Raw genomic sequence first — 19,834 nt, 5'->3', positions numbered from 1 at the left:
TAATTTAAAAGCTAAAAATAGCTGCTACAACATTGAGCAGCTATCCGTAATATCCTATTACTTTTCGAACTCACCGCGTGCATTTACGCCCGCAGCTTTAACAAAACCTTCAAATAATGGGTGACCATCACGAGGTGTTGATGTGAATTCTGGGTGGAATTGAGCAGCCACAAACCATGGGTGGTTAGGGATTTCAATAATTTCCACCAGCTTCTTATCAGCTGATAGGCCAGAAATCTTAAGACCGGCTTTTTCAAGCTGAGGAAGTAAATTATTATTTACTTCATAACGGTGACGGTGACGCTCTTCAACAGTTCCGTTACCGTAAAGCTCACGAGCTTTTGAACCTTTAGCAAGGTGACATAGTTGAGAACCAAGACGCATTGTACCGCCTAGATCTGATTTCTCAGTACGCTCTTCAACGTTGCCGTCGCCATCAATCCACTCAGTGATTAAACCAACTACAGGGAACTTCGTGTCTTTAGAGAATTCAGAAGAGTGAGCCCCTTCCATATTAGCAACGTTACGCGCATATTCAATTAACGCAACTTGCATACCCAGACAGATTCCTAAATATGGTACTTCATTTTCACGAGCGTATTGAGCAGCAAGGATCTTGCCTTCAACACCGCGGTCACCGAAACCACCAGGAACTAGAATTGCGTCTAGACCTTCTAGGATTTCAGTACCTTTAGATTCTACATCTTGTGAATCTACATATTTAATAGTGACGTTTAGACGGTTTTTCAAGCCCGCATGTTTTAATGCTTCGTTTACTGACTTGTAAGCGTCTGGTAATTCAATGTATTTGCCAACCATACCGATAGTAACTTCACCAGTTGGGTTCGCTTCTTCATAAATTACTTGTTCCCACTCAGAAAGATCAGCTTCAGGAGCTGTAATACCAAAGCGTTGACATACTAGATCATCAGTACCTTGTGCTTTGATAAGTTGTGGGATTTTGTAGATTGAATCTACGTCTTTCATTGAGATAACTGCTTTTTCTTGAACATTACAGAAAAGAGCAATTTTCTTACGTTCGTTCGCTGGGATAACACGATCAGAACGACAAACTAGGATATCTGGTTGGATACCGATAGATAGTAGTTCTTTTACTGAGTGTTGAGTTGGCTTAGTTTTAAGCTCGCCTGCAGCGCCTAAGTAAGGAACCAGTGTTAAGTGCATAAACATAGCACGCTCACGGCCTAACTCTACTGCTAGCTGACGAATCGCTTCCATGAACGGTAGAGATTCGATATCACCAACGGTACCACCAACTTCTACGATTGCGATATCGTGGCCTTCAGCGCCAGAAATAACACGTTCTTTAATCGCATTAGTAATATGAGGGATAACTTGGATTGTTGCACCTAAGTAGTCACCGCGACGTTCTTTACGTAGAACATCTGCGTATACACGACCAGCGGTAAAATTGTTACGCTTAGTCATTTTGGTGCGGATGAAGCGCTCGTAGTGACCTAAGTCTAGATCTGTTTCTGCGCCGTCTTCCGTGACGAATACTTCACCGTGTTGAGTTGGGCTCATTGTGCCTGGATCAACGTTGATGTATGGGTCAAGCTTCATCATAGTGACTTTTAAGCCACGAGCTTCAAGAATAGCTGCTAATGATGCTGCTGCAATACCTTTACCTAGTGAGGATACAACCCCGCCAGTTACAAAAATGTAATTCGTCGTCATACGTTACCTGAAATTGGTGTAATGAGGAATAAAAATGGATTTCATCTGGACGGGAAGTGAATATACCAGAACCGCTTTATCGCCACAACGTGAAAAGTATCACAGTTAATTGATTTATTTTTTGCTCCAAATCAATTCCGCTCGCTTCGCTTCACATTTTCCCATTCAGAGTCTAATTCATTTAAATCACATTGCTCTATTTTTTTATTCTTTTTGGCGACGTTTGCTTCAATTTGACGAAAACGGCGTTCAAATTTATCATTTGCTTTACATAAAGCTTGCTCTGGATTTTTTCCTAAATGACGAGAAAAATTTACTGTCGCAAAAAGTAAATCGCCTAACTCTTCTTCTAATTTATCTTCATCTCTTGGTATTTTTAAAGCTTCCTCTAATACCTCTGCAACCTCTTCATTTACTTTATCAGCAACCGGTTTTAGTTCATCCCAATCAAAACCAACTTTAGCACACTGCTTCTGGATTTTATTTGCTCGTAATAACCCCGGTAAAGCGGTAGGCACTGAATCTAATATGCTCCCTTGCTCTTGGGATATGTTATTTAACGCTTCTTTTTCTAAGCGCTCTTGTTGCTTCACTTTATCCCAATTCGCTGTTATCTCCTCTTCTGATGAGAACACTTCGTCTCCAAAGACGTGTGGATGGCGACGAACCAACTTTTCAGTTAGTGTCTCTACTACATCATTAAAATCGAATAACCCCTCTTCTTTCGCCATTTGCGCATAGAAAATGACTTGGAATAGTAAATCCCCTAACTCTTCTTTTAAATTGCTCCAGTCCTTCTTATGAATCGCATCTACCACTTCATAAGTCTCTTCTATTGTATGGGGGATAATAGAATCAAACGTCTGCTTTCTATCCCACGGACAACCTGATTCTTTATCTCTTAATTGAGCCATTATTGAGAGTAACTGTTCAATGTTATTTTGAGCGGCCATATCTATCCCTTCGATTTAAAAACATCGAGTAGGGTGAGGCTTTTGCCTCATCCCTCTCACAGAACCGTACGTACGGACCTCGTATACGGCTCCTGCAATTTACTATTTCTTAATAAAAAGAAGCGAGTACACCTGTTTTAACTTCGTCTATTGAATACAAGCCTAGATTTTTGAACCACTGATTAGGCATCGCATAGCTTGCTAACGGACTCGCACTGTTTCGCCATGAGTCCATTTTTATGGACTTAAATGGCGGTTTGTACTTTAGTTGCTTAAGACGACGATGCAATCTGCACGGCTTCTTCCATAAACTCATTTGTACCGCTCGCAATCTCCGCCTTATCCAAGCCGCAAGGCTTTTCAGTGTGCTCGTAATATTGGCTATTTTGAAGTAGTTTACAAACCCTCTGAGCACTGGATTCAGTTGCTTTAGCACTCTCGCTAAATTCAATCCTCCATTACGCTTGGTGAGTTGCCTTACTTTCGCTTTTAATGTTTTGAGCTTCTTTTCTTGAATTGCCGTGTAATTTGTAAAAATTTCCACTCCCAAGAATTTAATACCTGTATCGCTATGTGCTATATGGGTTTTCCGCTCATTCACTTTAAGTTTTAGCGTTACTTCTAAAATATGGCTAGCTACTTTTAATGCATTCTCTGCACCCTTTTTCGAGGTGCAGAATATCAAAATGTCATCCGCGTATCGCACTATTCGATGCTTACGCCTCATCATTTCTTGATCGAATTCATCTAAGTAGATATTAGCAAGTAGTGGACTAATCACCCCACCTTGTGGACTGCCTATTACACTATTCTGCCAGTTTTCACCAACCATGACTCCACTTTTTAGAAATTGACGGATCAAGCCTAAGATACTGCCATCCACGATGCGCTTTCGCACGAACTTGATTATCAGATCGTGGTCAAGCATGTCAAAACATTTAGACAGATCCATATCAACAACATGCCGCTTATTATATTTACGTATAAAGAGTGTAGCTTTGCTGATGGCTTGATGACAGCTTCGCCCAACCCGATATCCATAACTGGATGGATGAAAGTTTGGGTCAAATATGGGAGTCATTATATTCGTTAAACATTGTTGAACAATTCGGTCTCGAACTGTGGGGATCCCCAATAACCTGATACCGCCATCGTCTTTGGCGATCTCAACTCGTTTTACGGGCCGCGCTTGATAGCGCTTTTCTTGTAGTTCAAGTAATAGTTTTCTGAGCTCTACTTCCAAATTTTGTGTGAAATCATCGATACGCTGCCCGTCAATACCAGCTGCGCCTCCATTCTTTCTCACTTGTTTGTATGCCACGTAAAGCGCTTGCAGTGATAGCATGCGCCCGTAAAGGCTATAGTGTACTCTCAAATTATTATCTCACATCACCTGCTGCTGACTTTATTTATGTTGGTTAGGTTTATTTCGTTGTCGCGTTAAGTTTTCTAGCAAGGCTACGCCCTTTTATTCGCAATATGCTTAACCGCCTCTATGCCTCTAGTAAAGAGAAACACTTACTCCCCGTGTCCAGTTCTATTCACAGCTTTAGTATCACCCTTAGCCATTAAAATAGAGACTTTACCTTATTTGGTAATTCGTGAACCCATCATAAATTACGTCACTTTAAGGTAATTTATAAATCACTTCCCCCCTTCGCAATCAATAAGTGCTTTTGGCTCAAATTGACTCTATCAGATATATTACTGATAGTCGGCTTGGTTTTGTCCTCCACACCATCACTGGCTTTCACAGGCCTAGCCTTACTCACTACTACGGGTTCATCTGCCACCTCACATCGGCATTAGATCTTGAGTTTCTTCTTGAATCTAAGCCACTTACTGACAATTAAGTTTAGATGCCAGGCTTCCCCAGTTATTGCACTGACTCCCTGTTAGATATGCCACCCTCAAGCACAGAATTGGTCTGACTAAGTATTGGGCTTCGCGCTATTTTGGACGCTTACCCACCAATCCCGCCGAAACAGGTTACGGTTAGTTGTGTACATCTAACTTCCTATGGCTTCCTTCAGACCTCACCGTTAGCCAGTGACGCCCTTGCCATTCAGATTGTCTTCCCCTTAGTCGGGGTGACTCTGCTATCTTGCAAGCAGACGGGTTTGCCAGCTTTGCTGGGCAAACAAAAAAAAGCGGTGACCATTATAGTCACCGCTTTTTTAAAAATACATTCGCCTTAAATTAAGAAGGCTTTTTGTTAACTTAACCTAATAAGCTCATTGCCATGCTTGGCGCTTGTTTTGCTTGTGCCAAAATTGACGAACTTGATTGACTTAAAATTTGTGTCTTCGTTAAGTTTGTTGTCTCTTTAGCAAAATCAGTGTCTTTAATTTGGCTATTTGAATCCGTGATGTTTTCGTTAATGTTAGTTAAGTTTTTAACTGCACTTTCAAAACGGTTTTGGAATGCACCTAATGAAGCACGATTGCCATCAACATACTCTAGAGCAGCATCAATCACATCAATAGAGCGCTGAGCGCCACCAACAGTTGTTAAGTCCATTGACGCAACAGTATCGTCTGACTCACCACCCATTTTTAATTCGTTTGCTAAAGAACCATTAAACTCTAATGGTGAAGAAATATTTTCACCTGACATGAACACTTGAAGTACACCATCTTCAGTCACAGAAGCGCTTAGCTCATTTGTTTGACCATTAATGTACGTCGCTAATTCTTCAATATCATCACCTGCTTTTGCTGAGATGTTGATTTCTTGAGGGCTGCCGTTTTTATCATTGTATGTCACATTAAACTGCGTATTTTCTTTACCTACAGTCCAATTGATATCGCGACCTTCTTCTGCGAAGTACGATTTACCACCCATTGTCGACTCATCAGCACGCATGCTGTTTAGTGTCATTGCCACTGCTTCACCTGAATCAGCACCAATTTGGAAAGATTTTGTACCAAACTCACCGTTAATTAAACGAGTACCACCAAAAGACGTTGTTTCAGCAATACGGTTCAACTCATCAGTCAGTGAACTTGCTTCTTCTTGCATCGCTTTACGGTCAGCGTCAGTATTTGAGCCGTTTGAAGATTGTAGCGATAAGTCACGTAAACGTTGAAGTACGTTAGTCGTTTCTTTCATTGCGCCTTCTGCTGTTTGCGCAATTGACATACCGTCGTTAGCGTTACGAACCGCAACATCTAAACCACGAGTTTGTGCTGTCATACGATTTGAGATCTGCAGACCAGAAGCATCATCAGCAGCGCTGTTGATTTTTGAACCTGAAGACAATTTCTCCATTGAGTCAGTTTGTGCAGCAGTTGCATTGTTCATGTAACGTTGTGCTGTCATTGCTGAGATGTTTGTATTTACTGAAATTGACATAATGTTTGCTCCGGTCGGCTTCACTTATTGTTATAGGATAAGAAGCCTATAATTCATCGTTGATACACATATTTACGGCCTGAGTTTTCAGAACTTGAGATCTTTTTTCAATAAAAAAGCCGAATGTCATAAATAATATTCGGCTTAAAAAACATAATTATCAACAATCAACAACTTAACGTTAACAATTCATTTTTTTATCATTACGATAATCGAATCGCTTCTATTACGTCTTTTACTTGTTCAACTCTAGTAATTAATCGTCCAAGAATATCCGCATTAAATACTTCCAAATCAAAATCCATGATAGTTAGTTGTTTCTTATAATCATTTCGGCTTTTCATGCCTGACACTTTTACTTTTTCATTAGCAAATAAACTTGTCAGATCTTTCAATAAACCAGAACGATCCATTGCAGTGATCCGCAATGTCAAAATATAAGAACCGACAAAACCACTGCCCCACACGGTATCAATAATACGCTCTGCCGCATGGTGGCGTAATTCATTTAATTGATCACAGTCACTGCGATGAACCGATATACCACGACCTTGTGTTATATATCCAGCAATGGGGTCACCAGGGATCGGTTGACAACAACGAGCAAGGTGAGTCATTAAATTATCAACACCTTCAACGACAACCGCGTCATTACGTTTCTTATTTTGTGCTTGGGCATGAGCTTGAGCTTTCGCCTCTGACTCTTGCAGTTGCTCTAAAGCTTTTTGATCTTCTTGCTCAGCAGTCGGTTTGTTAACCAGTGCATTAATATGATTAATCACTTGGTTAATACGTAAATCACCACTCCCAACACCCGCATATAATTCGTCAGGGGTATTAACATTAAAGCGCTTTAAAGCATATCTCTCCGCATCTTTTAATGTACCGCCAATCTTAGCAAGTTCAACTTCTAAGATCTCTTTACCTGCATCAAGATTCTTTTCACGACTCTGTTTTCTAAACCACGCATTAATCTTAGCCCGAGCGCGACCTGAGTTAACAAACCCAAGTGTTGGGTTTAACCAATCTCGTGATGGGTTAGGCTCTTTTTGGGTGATAATCTCAACTTGATCCCCCATTGTCAGCTGATGTGTAAATGGAACGATTCGTCCACCTACTTTAGCTCCAATACAACGATGACCTACTTCTGAGTGAATGTGATAAGCGAAGTCTAGCGGTGTTGCCCCCATTGGTAAGTCGACAACATCACCACGTGGCGTAAAGGCATAAACGCGATCATCAAATACTTGGCTTCGAAGTTCATCAAGCATTTCACCAGAATCAGACATCTCTTCTTGCCAATCAAGCAGCTTACGTAACCACGTAATTTTTTCATCATAGCCACTACGGCTGCTGTTTGATGAACCTTCTTTATATTTCCAATGCGCTGCAACCCCTAACTCAGAGTCTTCATGCATATCCTTGGTACGGATCTGGATTTCAATCGTCTTCCCTTCAGGGCCTAATACCACTGTATGAATAGATTGATATCCATTTGGTTTAGGATTTGCTACATAATCATCAAATTCACTTGGCAAATGCTTAAATTTGGTATGAACAACACCAAGAGCCGCATAACAATCTTGGAGTTTGTCAGCAATAATACGAACCGCACGCACATCAAACAGCTCATCAAATGCCAAGCTCTTTTTCTGCATCTTACGCCAAATGCTGTAGATGTGTTTAGGGCGTCCACTCACCTCTGCATTGATATTATATTCATGCATTTCATCACTCAATCCGGTGACGAAATCCTCAATATATTGCTCACGAACAATACGGCGCTCCGATAATTGTTTAGCAATTTTCTTATAAGTATCAGGATGCTGATAGCGGAAAGAGTAATCTTCAATTTCCCATTTCAACTGACCAATACCTAGGCGATTTGCTAATGGTGCATATAAGTTATTACACTCTTTTGCTGCAGCTCGGCGTACTTCATCTGGTTCGTTTTTTACTTCACGTAGATTACAAATACGCTCTGCCAATTTAATGATCACACAACGGAAATCGTCTACCATCGCCAGTAACATTCGACGGATATTATCCACTTGAGAAGACGCTGATTCTGCACCTACAGATGCATTCAGTTGACCAATCGCGTCCATCTCTTCAACGCCATCGATCAATTTTTCAATTTCTTTATTGTAGTTCTCAGTTAACGTTTCTCTGTCTAAAAAACCAGAGGAAACTAAAGGAAATAACTGAGCGGCAATAAGGGTTGGCTTGTCCATACTTAAGGTGATCAATATTTCGATCATCTCACGGCCACGCCATAGCAAGAGCTGTCCTTCTTCATGAGAAGCGACTAACTCTTCACACTGCTTATACACCTCAGTCAATTTTTTTGAGGTGTTTTTGTCTTGTTCGAGACTGGTGATCCATTCACCTAACTCGAACTCTTCATTTTCCTTAAGATGTGCTCCGCGAACTGCGACCATGTCCGTTTCCTATAATCCAATTTTATAATGATTCTTTTGGGCTTCTAAAGCGTAGCGAGTGTTACCGCTAATTATCGCTCAAATAATGCCATAGATTCTAAATGTCCTGTGTGTGGGAACATATCAAGCATACCTAGCCTAGTAAGCTTGTAACCGTGTTGAATAAGTAATTGGCTATCGCGTGCAAGTGTTGCTGGGTTGCACGATACATAAACCACGGTTTGAGGTTTCAATTTTGCCACAGTTTGCATCACTCCTGCAGCCCCTGCTCTGGCAGGATCGAGTAAAATCTTTGTAAACTTTGTGCTAGCCCACACTTGATCATCAATGCTTTCTTCTAAATTTGCTTGATAAAACGTGACATTATCTAACGAATTTCTTTTTGCATTTGATTGAGCGCGTTGAACCATATCGTCCACACCTTCAATTCCAACCACTTTTTGTACTTTTTGAGCAAGAGGTAAACTGAAATTACCCAATCCACAAAATAAATCAAGGACACTATCATCAGCGTTAAGATCTAACCAATTAAGCGCTTGATTTACCATTTTTTCATTTATCGAAGCATTTACTTGAATAAAATCTTTTGGCGTAAAATAAATTTTCGCACCATCAATCACATAGTAAGGTTCTTCTCCACGCACATGATTCAATACATCTGACTCAGGCATTAGGTATAGGATCAAATTACGTTCTTCACAATAGTTTACTAACGCTTGATTGTCTTTTTCATTAAAACCAGCCATATGACGAATAAGTAATACGCTGCCATTGTCAGCTTGTACTAACTCTACATGCCCTAAATTCTTTTTGCCTTTAAGTTGATTAAGTAAGGCATACAGCGACTCTAAATGCAGATCAAGTTCATTCACTAAAACAGGACAATGACGAATATTAACAATGGCTTTACTCTGTTTTTTTCTAAAGCCAAAATCAAGCTGATGCGTTTGTTTGTTTAGCAGTAAACTAATACGAGCTCGACGACGGTAACTTGTTTCATTACCAACAATAGGTTCAACCATATCAAAATGTTCAACACCTTGTTTTTGCATCAATTCTTGCAGCTTAGTATTTTTCGCTACAATTTGTTCATCGTGTTGTAAATGCTGTAAATTACAGCCACCACACTCATGATAATGATGGCAAATAGGCTCTTGGCGTTTGCTGCTTTTTTGTGTCAATTTAATAAGTGCAGCACGAGAGTATTGTTTTTTCTGTTCTGTAAATTGAATGATGGCTTTTTCTTCAGGTAAAGCGCCTTCAATAAACACTGGTTTCTTATCTACAAAAGCGACACCTGCGCCATTGTGATCTAATCGAACCACATCAACCGACTGATGCTTAGTATTTATTGAAGCTTTCTTTTTAGCTTTGAAGAATTGAGCCATGATTATTGCCTGATTTACTGAAATTAGCGTCATTATACCGAAACCACATTAAGATGTAGCGCTGATTAGTAATTCATTTACGTTTCAGTTTACGATTTCCACATAGAATAATTGAGGTTACTCTCTAACTTGATTAAGCTACGCGCTCAAGGAAGTTAATCAGAACGAATAAATATGACAAAATACGGTTTGCGCGCACGAGTCATCACCCTGACATTGGCACCAACATTAATTATCGGTTTACTACTTAGTGGTTTCTTTACCATGAACCGATACAATGATTTGGAAGCTCAACTGATCTCTAGCGGTACAAGTATCATTGAACCACTAGCGATTTCGAGTGAATACGGCATGACGGGTAAAAACCGAGAAGCGGTCCGACGCTTGATCAGCTACGCTCATCGAAAACACTCTAAGATTGTGCGTAGTATTGCCGTATTTGATGAAAAACATGAACTGTTTGTAACCTCCAACTTCCATCCTAACTTTGAAAGCTTAACGTTTCCTAAAGACAAACCTATTCCTCTATTACTTGATATTTCATTTCAAGATGAATCATTAATATTAAGAACCCCTATCCTTCCTGAGGGGCAATTTTCAGCAAACTTTGACTCATCACATATGAATGAGCCTTTGGGCTACATCGCTATAGAACTCGATTTATCTAGCTTACGATTACAACAATACCAAGAAATATTTTCCGCTTTAATTGTTTTGATTCTCGGGCTTAGTTTGTCAGGTGTTTTTGCTTATCGCTTAATGCAAGATGTAACCCAACCGATTTCGCATATGGTTAGTGTGGTTGACCGGATCCGTCGTGGCCATTTAAATGTACGTATTGAGAACAAATTGCATGGTGAACTAGATACCCTTAAGAATGGTATCAATGCCATGGCGATTTCTTTATCTGAATATCATGTTGAGATGCAACAAAGTATCGATCAAGCGACGTCTGACTTGCGTGAAACCTTAGAGCAATTAGAGATTCAAAACGTAGAGTTAGATATTGCGAAAAAACGAGCTCAAGAAGCAGCTCGTGTTAAATCTGAATTCTTAGCCAACATGTCTCACGAATTAAGAACACCACTTAATGGTGTGATTGGCTTTACGCGCCAAATGCTAAAAACCTCTCTTTCAGCACACCAGCAAGATTACCTACAAACAATTGAACGCTCAGCAAATAACCTATTAACCATCATTAATGACATTCTTGATTTCTCAAAACTAGAAGCTGGTAAGTTACTGCTTGAGAACCTGCCATTTAATGTTCAAGACAGCCTTGATGAAGTGGTTAGTCTTCTTGCTCCAAGCGCCCATGAGAAAGGGTTGGAAATAACCCTTAAAATTGATCAACGTGTCCCATCAGGCCTCATTGGTGATCCATTACGTATTCAACAAGTGCTTAATAATCTAGTTGGTAATTCCATTAAATTTACCGAAAAAGGCAACATTGATATCTCTGTTGATCTGAAACATTTTCATGATAACAGCATTGATCTTCAGTTTGTTGTTCGAGATACCGGGATTGGTATTTCTGAGCGCCAACAAGCTCAACTTTTCCAAGCATTCAGTCAAGCTGATGCCAGTATTTCTCGACGCTATGGTGGTACAGGTCTAGGGCTTGTGATTACACAAAAACTAGTGGCTCAAATGGGAGGCGAGATTGGTTTAAGCAGTCGCCTACACCAAGGGTCTACCTTCTGGTTTACCGTTAAAATGACTCAAACTGAATTACCAATGATTGATGAACGTGACGTTCAACAGTTAGATAAGAAAAAGCTGCTATTAATAGAGCCAAATATGCAGTCGGCTTCTATTTTACAACAGCAGTTCATTCATCATGGTGTGTTTGTTACCTATCGCTCAACTCTGCCTGAAAACATTGAACCCCATGATTTTGCATTGATCAGCTTAAGTTCTAACGCAAAGCCAAGTGCAGAATTATTGAAAGTCATCTCAGATAAATTATCACCTTATTGTCCAAAGATTGTCATTGGCTTACCAAGCACTGAACTTGCCCTAACAGAAAAGCTGAATCAGCTGCCACATATAACATGTTTATCAAAACCATTTGCTAAGAAAAAACTATTAGATGCGCTCTTAATACAAAATCAGTTTGAGCAGGTTCCTGCTCTGCCTGATCTAATGGCATCCCATGATGCAGCGCAGCGTTTACCTATTAAAGTGATGGCTGTTGATGACAACCCAGCAAACCTCAAACTCATTTCAGCGCTTTTACATGAACAAGTTGAGACGGTGGTTACTTGTAAAAATGGCATCGATGCAGTTCAACAAGCCACAGAACAAACATTTGATATCATATTAATGGATATCCAAATGCCTAAAATGGATGGTGTAATGGCCTGTAAAGAGATCCGTAAAACGGTTTTAAATGCTCAAACACCAATTGTTGCGGTGACTGCTCATGCAATGGAAGGCGAACGAGAACGCCTGATCAATGAAGGAATGGATGATTACTTAACAAAACCAATTGAAGAGCATGTATTACAACAAGTTATCATTCATTGGAGCCCACTTACTGACAATAGCGATGTCGAAAAAATAACTATCCTCCCTGACGTTATTCCGGAGGCGTCGATGGAGGAAGTTCAAGATAATATTGCCGAAAGCATAGATTGGACTATCGCTTTAAAACAGTCAGCAGGAAAAGAAGATCTTGCAAAAGAGATGCTACAAATGCTTATTGAGTTCATTCCTGAAGTTAATGGATGGATAGAGAAAGCACTCGAAGGAGATTCTTCAGCAGAAGAGTTATGTCAGTATATCCATAAATTACACGGCAGTAGTTCTTATTGCGGTGTACCACGATTAAAAAAATTATGTAATTTAATCGAGACATCACTCAGACAAGAGCAATTAATCGCAGATATTGAGCCTGAATTATTTGAACTTCAAGATGAAATGGAAAAAGTAACCAAAGATGCACAACAATGGCTAAGTTGAGCAGAGGTCAACTCACTTAGCACAAAATATTAGCACGCTTAAGATTCAAGAATCACGGTTGCTACCGCGTAATGACGCTCATCAGAAATAGTCAGATGAATATGAGAGACACTCTTTTGTTGTGATAAAGCAAGCGCCTTACCTGAGAGTGTTAATAGTGGTTTACCATTCTCATCATTAGATATGGTAAAATCATGAAAGGTAACACCGTGTGCAATACCGGTACCTAACGCTTTAGAAGCGGCTTCTTTTGCTGCAAAACGTTTAGCTAAGAAGCGTCCTTTTTGCTTTAATGATTGATATTTACTAAATTCAGATATGCTTAAGATGCGCTCAGCGAACGCATCTCCTGAACGAGAAAGGGCTTTCTCAACCCTTTCTATTTCAGCTATATCAGTCCCAAGACCAACAATTGCCATTACTTACGAGCACCTAGCATTATTTTATGCATATCAGCGACCGCCTTCTCTAATCCATCAAACATAGCTCTTCCCATAATAGAGTGGCCAATATTTAATTCATAGATTTCTGGCAATGCAGCAATAGCTTCAACATTATGGTACGTCAAACCATGACCAGCATTAACGATAAGACCTTTACTCGTAGCATAACTTGCGCCTGCGGCAATTTTTTTAAGTTCTTTATGTTGTGCTTCTTCGGTTTCAGCATCGGCATAAGCACCAGTGTGCAACTCAATAAATGGCGCACCACAAGCGACAGCAGCATCAATTTGTTCGTTATCTGCATCAATGAATAAAGAGACTTTAATACCAGCCTCTGATAACGTTTGAGTCGCAGCTTTGACTTTTTCAAGTTGACCAGAAACATTCAAACCACCTTCAGTCGTCAACTCTTCACGCTTTTCTGGCACAAGGCAAACGAATTCAGGTTGTGTATCTAATGCAATTGCAACCATTTCATCCGTCACTGCCATTTCTAAATTCATTCGTGTTTGTAGCGTTTCACGTAAAATACGCACATCACGATCTTTTATGTGGCGACGATCTTCACGTAAGTGAATCGTAATACCAGCAGCACCAGCACGCTCTGCGATCTCTGCAGCATGTACAGGATCTGGGTATTTAGTACCTCGCGCATTTCGAAGGGTTGCTACATGATCGATATTAACGCCAAGTAAAATTGAACTCATTTTAGAATACTCCTTGTTCTTGGAAGAAATAGCTCCCTACTTTTGAGGGGCTTTCCGCCAAGATAAGGCTTTAAGGCTATGCGTGTAAAGCGTTTTGCTGCTTTTAATTGTTCAGGAGTAACAAATCGACGTTCACTAATCGCAATTAATTCATTCCCTTTAAAGCTCATTAAAGGATCATGTCTAATAGATGCCATAAAGCCTTTCTGATCTCGATAACGATACGTCATCTCAGGAGAAACCATTTCACCACTACCAGCACAGTGTAAAAAATCTACACCGTAGCCCATTGAAGATAACAAGGCTAATTCAAAACGACGCAAAGTTGGTTCAGGATTCTTAGTTTGAGCTAATTCTGTTAATGCGGTGAGATAATCAAGGAAAAGAGCTGGATATGGCGTTTCTTGTTCAATCACGCGTACAACAAGTTCGTTGATATACATGGCTGAGTATAAATTTATTCCAGTTAATGGGATTGCTAAGCTGATGCTTTCAGCTTGACGCAGTGTCCGCATCGAACCCTTACCTGACCATTTCATTAACAGTGGAGTAAATGCTTGCAGTACACCTTTTAAATTAGAACGCTTACTTCGCGCTCCTTTGGAGATAATAGATAAACGCCCATACTCTTCGCTAAACACATCTAAAATTAGACTGCTTTCACTATATGGTCTTCGGTGCAGGACAAAACAGCGTTGTAAGCCTTCTTCCACGTTTTTTACCTATAAATAAGAGTTCAGATCGCTTCGCTTGCAAATTTCAGAAGAGCCGCGGTAAGACTCGATGCCTACCGCGGCTCTTCTGAACCCTTTAAGGGATCTTGCGACCGATCTGAACCCTGCTTTTTCTATAAATCGTCGATATAACCTAGAGAACGAAGTGCTCGCTCATCATCAGCCCAACCAGATTTAACTTTAACCCAAAGCTCTAAATACACTTTGCGATCAAATAATTCTTCCATATCAATACGAGCTTCACGACCAATAACTTTGATCTTCTCGCCATTTTTACCAACAACCATTTTCTTCTGACCTAAACGCTCAACAAGAATTAGGCCATTAATATGGAAGCCATCCATCTTAGGGTTGTAATCAAAACGTTCAATTTCAACGGTTACTGAATATGGAAGCTCTTCACCCGTAAAACGCATTAGCTTTTCACGAATAATTTCAGACGCCATAAAACGTTGAGAACGGTCAGTCACGTACTCTTCTGGGAAGTGATGTACTGCTTTTGGTAAATGCTGACGAACCAACTTTTGTACAAAATCAACGTTTGAGCCTGATTTTGCCGAGATTGGCACAACATCAACAAAGTCCATTTTCTCAGTCATGGTTTGAAGATGCTGCATAACGTCATTTTTATCTTTAACGTTATCTACTTTGTTTACTAATAAAACCGTAGGGAACTCTGCTTTTTTCAGCTTGTTCAATACCATCTCATCATCTGGAGTCCAGTGTGTACCATCAACCAAGAATAAAACCAAGTTAACATCGCTCAATGATGAGTTTGCAGCTCGGTTCATTAAACGGTTAATCGCACGTTTTTCTTCAATGTGAAGCCCTGGAGTATCCACGTAAATTGCTTGGAAATCCCCATCTGTATCAACCCCCATAATACGGTGACGAGTCGTTTGAGGTTTACGAGATGTTATTGAAATTTTCTGACCCAAGATTTGGTTCAGAAGCGTAGATTTACCTACGTTTGGACGGCCAACAATAGCAATGAAGCCACAGTGCTGGTTGTCACTTGTTTCTGTTTTTTCTTCTGATGCGAAGTATGCATCTAGATCAAATTCTTTGTCATCTGACATTAGTTTAGTTGTCCTAATGCTATGTCGGCAGCCGACTGTTCTGCCTTGCGGCGGCTGCTTCCTTTGCCGATAACAGGCTCATCCAAGCCTGCTACGATACATTCAATAGTGAACTCTTGATTATGAGCTTCACCTTTAATTTTTGTTACCGTGTACGTTGGTAATGGTTTGCGACGACCTTGCAGATATTCTTGAAGACGGGTTTTAGGGTCTTTTTGAGAAACTCCAGGCTCAATAGAATCAAGACGGGTTTTGTACCACGCTAAAATAATTCCACGAATGACTTCAGTATCACTGTCTAAATAAATCGCACCAATAATTGCTTCAACGGCATCAGCTAAAATTGAATCACGGCGGAAACCACCACTTTTCAATTCACCTGGACCTAAAAATAGGTAATCACCCAGTTGAAACTCACGACCTAATTCTGCCAATGTATGACCACGAACTAAGGTTGCACGCATGCGGCTCATGTCACCTTCGTCTACTTTAGGGAATCGGTGGTAAAGTTCATCAGCAACAACGAAGCTCAAAATTGAATCACCAAGAAACTCTAAGCGTTCATTATGAGTACCATTAGCACTACGGTGTGTCAGTGCTAATTTTAGAAAATTTTCATCATTAAATTGATAGCCTATTTTCTTTTCTAGGCGTTGTAGTGGAGAATTCATATTAGTTCAATCAGTCTATGCCACCGATGCGGTTAAAACGCACACCAGTAGGAATAAAGGAAGGTAGCACGCTATCGCTACCACGTTCAAATTCAAAGCTGATCCAGATCCCGACCGCTTTACCCACTAAGTTCGCTTCAGGTACAAAACCCCAATAACGACTGTCGGCACTGTTGTCACGATTATCGCCCATTACAAAGTAGTTTCCTTCCGGAACAACCCATTCGTTGTAACCTGGTCGTGGTTGATACATAGACACACGATCAGATCTCATTGGGTTAACCAAAATATTATGCGTAGTATCTTTCGCTAACTGTTCGGTATATTGAACTAAATTAGTGCGATCTTGCATAAATTCACTGTCTTTCATGTTCGTTAACGGGATGATATTACACTTGCTTTCACCCTTTGGTTTTATACATAACTGCTTCGAAGAGCTATAGATAACAGTATCACCTGGTTCACCTACTACACGTTTAATATAGTCGATATTTGGTTGAGGTGGATATTTAAAAACAACAACATCACCACGCTCAGGCTTACCCATGTCTACAAGTTGTGTACGCCAAACAGGATCTTTAATTCCATAAGAGAATTTTTCGACCAAGATAAAATCACCGACTAAAAGCGTCGGCATCATCGAACCGGATGGGATCTGGAACGGCTCATAAATAAATGAGCGCAACACTAAAACAAGGCCAATCACTGGAAAAATAGAAACAGATTGCTCTATCCACGCAGGTTGTGGAGCAACTTTTGCAAGTGTTGCTTCGTCAACTTGTCCATTCGCTTGCGCACTTGCTGCTGCAATTTTTTGCTTGCGCTTTGGTGCCAATACGAATTTATCAATAGCCCAAATAACACCAGTAAATAGAGTTACAAGAACTAAAATCAGTGAAAAAGTGTTCGCCATTTCATTCCCTTAAGTTAAGTGTTGCAATAACAAAGAAAGCGAAGACCATTGATCATCGCTTTCTTTGAGCTGTAATAAAGCTTAGTTTACTTCACTCTGAAGCATCAGGTGTTGTAAATTAATCTTTACCTACATGAAGAATCGCAAGGAAAGCTTCTTGAGGTAATTCAACATTACCAATCTGCTTCATACGTTTCTTACCTTCTTTTTGCTTCTTCAACAGCTTCTTCTTACGGCTGATATCGCCACCGTAACATTTTGCGATTACGTTTTTACGTAATTGCTTAACTGTTGAACGCGCAATAATATGAGCACCAATCGCAGCTTGAATAGCAATATCAAACATTTGACGAGGGATGAATTCTTTCATCTTCTCAACCAACAAACGGCCACGGCTTTGTGCATTTTCATGGTGAGTAATGATCGCTAATGCGTCAACTCTATCACCATTGATCAATACATCTACACGCACCATGTTAGATACTTCATAGCGTTGGAAATTATAATCAAGTGATGCATAACCACGAGAGGTCGACTTCAAGCGGTCAAAGAAATCTAAGACTACTTCAGACATAGGAACATCATAGGTCAATGCAACTTGATTGCCGTGATATACCATATCAACTTGAACACCACGTTTTTCAACACACAGTGTGATTACATTACCTAAGTACTCAGCTGGAACTAGGATATTACAACGAGCGATAGGTTCACGAATTTCTTCTAAGTCGTTTACTGCTGGTAATTTTGATGGACTATCTACGTACAGTAAATCACCGTTATTCAAAACAACTTCATAAACAACCGTTGGTGCTGTTGTGATTAGATCCAGATCGTACTCACGCTCTAGACGTTCTTGGATAATCTCCATGTGAAGCATTCCAAGGAAGCCACAACGGAAACCAAAACCAAGTGCTGCTGAGCTTTCTGGTTCATAGAAAAGCGACGCATCATTTAGACTTAATTTACCTAGTGCATCACGGAAGTTTTCATAATCATCAGAAGAAACAGGGAACAGACCTGCATATACCTGTGGTTTCACTTTTTGGAAACCCGGTAGGCGTTCTTCACACCCGCCTTTAGCGTGTGTTAGCGTATCACCTACTGGTGCGCCTAGGATGTCTTTAATGCCACAAACCACCCAGCCAACTTCACCGGTATTTAGTCCATCAGTATCAATTTGTTTTGGCGTAAAGATACCAATACGATCAATACCCCAAACTTGGCCTGTACTCATTACTTTGATTTTGTCATTTTTCTTTAGTGAGCCGTGTTTAACTCGAACTAAAGAAACAACACCTAAGTAATTATCAAACCATGAGTCAATAATTAGGGCCTGTGTTGGGCCTTCAGGATCACCTTCTGGTGCTGGAATTGACTTAACGATAGTTTCAAGAACTTCATCAACGCCTAAACCTGTTTTTGCAGAACAACGCGTTGCTTCCATCGCGTCAATGCCTACAATTTCTTCAATTTCTTCTGCAACACGCTCTGGATCAGCAGCAGGTAAATCAATCTTATTTAAGATTGGCACTACTTCTAGGTCCATTTCGATTGCTGTATAACAGTTTGCTAGCGTTTGAGCTTCAACGCCTTGGCCTGCATCGACTACCAATAATGCGCCTTCACAAGCAGCAAGTGAACGCGATACTTCGTATGAGAAGTCAACATGTCCAGGAGTATCGATGAAGTTTAGTTGATAGGTTTCACCATCTTTTGCCGTATAGTCTAGAGTTACACTCTGGGCTTTAATAGTAATACCACGTTCACGTTCTAGATCCATTGAATCAAGAACTTGTGCGGCCATTTCACGGTCTGACAGGCCACCACAAACTTGGATTAGGCGGTCAGATAGTGTTGATTTACCGTGATCGATATGGGCAATAATAGAAAAATTACGAATATGCTTCATGAATGACGTGACAAACTCAATTAGTTAATGGGATTGGATCGTGAGATCAAGTAATGGGATTCTACCCAATTTCCTCGCAAGTCGCTATCTTATCCTGCAGCATTTACTGAGATAGTGTCAGAAATGGGCTCACCAAGGACTCGGACTAGGCTAACTTGTTGTTCTGTGTTCTGTTCAATACGATGAGAAAGACGTTTTGCAAAAAAATACCCTCCCCATGCTGAGAGTCCAGAAATCATAATGGTAGTGGCTTCTCCCATTCCAATTAATGGAGAGATTAACCATTCTGAAAACAACGCGCCGAACAAAAGAAAAAACAGAGGTACTAAATAAACAATTGCGGCAGATTGCAGTAAATTTTTTTCTGGCAATCCAATTTCAACCATTTGCCCTACTGTCAATTTTTTATCCGTATGAAAAGCCCAGTGATGAACTTTTCCCGGAAGTACCTTAGAAACGATACCTGTGCCGCATGAATCTTTCGATGAGCAATGGTTACAGCTGCTTTTTTGTTGGCAACCAACCACGACTATATCGTCTTGAATATCAAGTACCGTTGCTAGTGCTGTCATCATAA

15 protein-coding genes are annotated in these 19,834 nt (G+C 40.3%); 1 reads left to right on the top strand and 14 read right to left on the bottom strand.

Going from position 1 to position 19,834, the window contains the following annotated elements:
* Window positions 1–57: 57 nt before the first annotated feature.
* From pyrG to rlmD, 6 genes are all read right to left on the bottom strand, one after another.
* A complete protein-coding gene (gene pyrG / locus AC2IP4_RS02480; RefSeq protein ID WP_375321143.1) occupies window positions 58–1,698 on the bottom strand; it encodes a CTP synthase in 1,641 nt (546 codons plus the stop codon).
* A gap of 131 nt (window positions 1,699–1,829) precedes the next feature.
* Complete coding sequence (mazG, locus tag AC2IP4_RS02475) at window positions 1,830–2,651, bottom strand: nucleoside triphosphate pyrophosphohydrolase (RefSeq protein WP_375321144.1); 822 nt, start codon at window positions 2,649–2,651, stop codon at window positions 1,830–1,832.
* A gap of 109 nt (window positions 2,652–2,760) precedes the next feature.
* Window positions 2,761–3,996: a group II intron reverse transcriptase/maturase gene (ltrA, locus tag AC2IP4_RS02470; protein ID WP_375321735.1), complete on the bottom strand. Its 1,236-nt coding sequence runs from the start codon at window positions 3,994–3,996 to the stop codon at window positions 2,761–2,763.
* A gap of 875 nt (window positions 3,997–4,871) precedes the next feature.
* Complete coding sequence (locus AC2IP4_RS02465; protein WP_375321145.1) at window positions 4,872–6,005, bottom strand: flagellin; 1,134 nt, start codon at window positions 6,003–6,005, stop codon at window positions 4,872–4,874.
* A gap of 203 nt (window positions 6,006–6,208) precedes the next feature.
* Window positions 6,209–8,446 (bottom strand): GTP diphosphokinase, encoded by a 2,238-nt coding sequence (relA, locus tag AC2IP4_RS02460; RefSeq protein WP_375321146.1) that lies wholly within the window; start codon window positions 8,444–8,446, stop codon window positions 6,209–6,211.
* 71 nt (window positions 8,447–8,517) lie between these two features.
* Window positions 8,518–9,834 (bottom strand): 23S rRNA (uracil(1939)-C(5))-methyltransferase RlmD, encoded by a 1,317-nt coding sequence (gene rlmD / locus AC2IP4_RS02455; RefSeq protein WP_375321147.1) that lies wholly within the window; start codon window positions 9,832–9,834, stop codon window positions 8,518–8,520.
* 174 nt (window positions 9,835–10,008) lie between these two features.
* Here rlmD and barA point away from each other — a divergent pair, with 174 nt between their 5' ends.
* Window positions 10,009–12,798 (top strand): two-component sensor histidine kinase BarA, encoded by a 2,790-nt coding sequence (gene barA / locus AC2IP4_RS02450; RefSeq protein WP_375321148.1) that lies wholly within the window; start codon window positions 10,009–10,011, stop codon window positions 12,796–12,798.
* A 38-nt stretch (window positions 12,799–12,836) separates the two neighbouring features.
* On the opposite strand, the gene acpS is transcribed toward barA, so the two are convergent.
* The 8 genes from acpS to AC2IP4_RS02410 all read right to left on the bottom strand — a co-directional run bounded on the left by acpS (window position 12,837) and on the right by AC2IP4_RS02410 (window position 19,832).
* A complete protein-coding gene (acpS, locus tag AC2IP4_RS02445) occupies window positions 12,837–13,217 on the bottom strand; it encodes a holo-ACP synthase (RefSeq protein ID WP_486310525.1) in 381 nt (126 codons plus the stop codon).
* Entirely contained in the window at window positions 13,217–13,948 is a 732-nt protein-coding gene (gene pdxJ, locus AC2IP4_RS02440; RefSeq protein WP_375321150.1) for a pyridoxine 5'-phosphate synthase, read from the bottom strand. The genes acpS and pdxJ overlap by 1 nt, the downstream gene beginning before the upstream one ends.
* Window positions 13,945–14,661: a DNA repair protein RecO gene (gene recO / locus AC2IP4_RS02435; protein ID WP_486310524.1), complete on the bottom strand. Its 717-nt coding sequence runs from the start codon at window positions 14,659–14,661 to the stop codon at window positions 13,945–13,947. Before recO ends, pdxJ begins: the two co-directional genes overlap by 4 nt.
* 134 nt (window positions 14,662–14,795) lie before the next feature.
* Entirely contained in the window at window positions 14,796–15,761 is a 966-nt protein-coding gene (gene era / locus AC2IP4_RS02430) for a GTPase Era (protein ID WP_105055404.1), read from the bottom strand.
* Complete coding sequence (gene rnc / locus AC2IP4_RS02425; protein WP_060991764.1) at window positions 15,761–16,432, bottom strand: ribonuclease III; 672 nt, start codon at window positions 16,430–16,432, stop codon at window positions 15,761–15,763. Before rnc ends, era begins: the two co-directional genes overlap by 1 nt.
* Before the next feature lie 10 nt (window positions 16,433–16,442).
* Window positions 16,443–17,345, bottom strand: coding sequence for a signal peptidase I (gene lepB, locus AC2IP4_RS02420; protein ID WP_375321152.1), 903 nt, complete (start codon window positions 17,343–17,345; stop codon window positions 16,443–16,445).
* A gap of 118 nt (window positions 17,346–17,463) precedes the next feature.
* Window positions 17,464–19,257: a translation elongation factor 4 gene (lepA, locus tag AC2IP4_RS02415; protein ID WP_105055407.1), complete on the bottom strand. Its 1,794-nt coding sequence runs from the start codon at window positions 19,255–19,257 to the stop codon at window positions 17,464–17,466.
* Between the two features lie 89 nt (window positions 19,258–19,346).
* Entirely contained in the window at window positions 19,347–19,832 is a 486-nt protein-coding gene (locus tag AC2IP4_RS02410; protein ID WP_375321153.1) for a SoxR reducing system RseC family protein, read from the bottom strand.
* Window positions 19,833–19,834 lie beyond the last annotated feature (2 nt).

It is taken from the genome of Aliivibrio thorii (assembly GCF_057368585.1).
The sequence above is the reverse complement of the archived record's forward strand: the minus strand, read 5'-3'. Positions and strand labels throughout refer to the sequence as shown.

What these genes read in the sequence shown, in the direction of transcription:
- pyrG (WP_375321143.1), bottom strand. Translation starts at nt 1,698, where the DNA reads ATGACGACGAATTACATTTTTGTAACTGGCGGGGTTGTATCCTCACTA.
- mazG (WP_375321144.1), bottom strand. Translation starts at nt 2,651, where the DNA reads ATGGCCGCTCAAAATAACATTGAACAGTTACTCTCAATAATGGCTCAA.
- ltrA (WP_375321735.1), bottom strand. Translation starts at nt 3,996, where the DNA reads ATGCTATCACTGCAAGCGCTTTACGTGGCATACAAACAAGTGAGAAAG.
- AC2IP4_RS02465 (WP_375321145.1), bottom strand. Translation starts at nt 6,005, where the DNA reads ATGTCAATTTCAGTAAATACAAACATCTCAGCAATGACAGCACAACGT.
- relA (WP_375321146.1), bottom strand. Translation starts at nt 8,446, where the DNA reads ATGGTCGCAGTTCGCGGAGCACATCTTAAGGAAAATGAAGAGTTCGAG.
- rlmD (WP_375321147.1), bottom strand. Translation starts at nt 9,834, where the DNA reads ATGGCTCAATTCTTCAAAGCTAAAAAGAAAGCTTCAATAAATACTAAG.
- barA (WP_375321148.1), top strand. Translation starts at nt 10,009, where the DNA reads ATGACAAAATACGGTTTGCGCGCACGAGTCATCACCCTGACATTGGCA.
- acpS (WP_486310525.1), bottom strand. Translation starts at nt 13,217, where the DNA reads ATGGCAATTGTTGGTCTTGGGACTGATATAGCTGAAATAGAAAGGGTT.
- pdxJ (WP_375321150.1), bottom strand. Translation starts at nt 13,948, where the DNA reads ATGAGTTCAATTTTACTTGGCGTTAATATCGATCATGTAGCAACCCTT.
- era (WP_105055404.1), bottom strand. Translation starts at nt 15,761, where the DNA reads ATGTCAGATGACAAAGAATTTGATCTAGATGCATACTTCGCATCAGAA.
- rnc (WP_060991764.1), bottom strand. Translation starts at nt 16,432, where the DNA reads ATGAATTCTCCACTACAACGCCTAGAAAAGAAAATAGGCTATCAATTT.
- lepB (WP_375321152.1), bottom strand. Translation starts at nt 17,345, where the DNA reads ATGGCGAACACTTTTTCACTGATTTTAGTTCTTGTAACTCTATTTACT.
- lepA (WP_105055407.1), bottom strand. Translation starts at nt 19,257, where the DNA reads ATGAAGCATATTCGTAATTTTTCTATTATTGCCCATATCGATCACGGT.
- AC2IP4_RS02410 (WP_375321153.1), bottom strand. Translation starts at nt 19,832, where the DNA reads ATGATGACAGCACTAGCAACGGTACTTGATATTCAAGACGATATAGTC.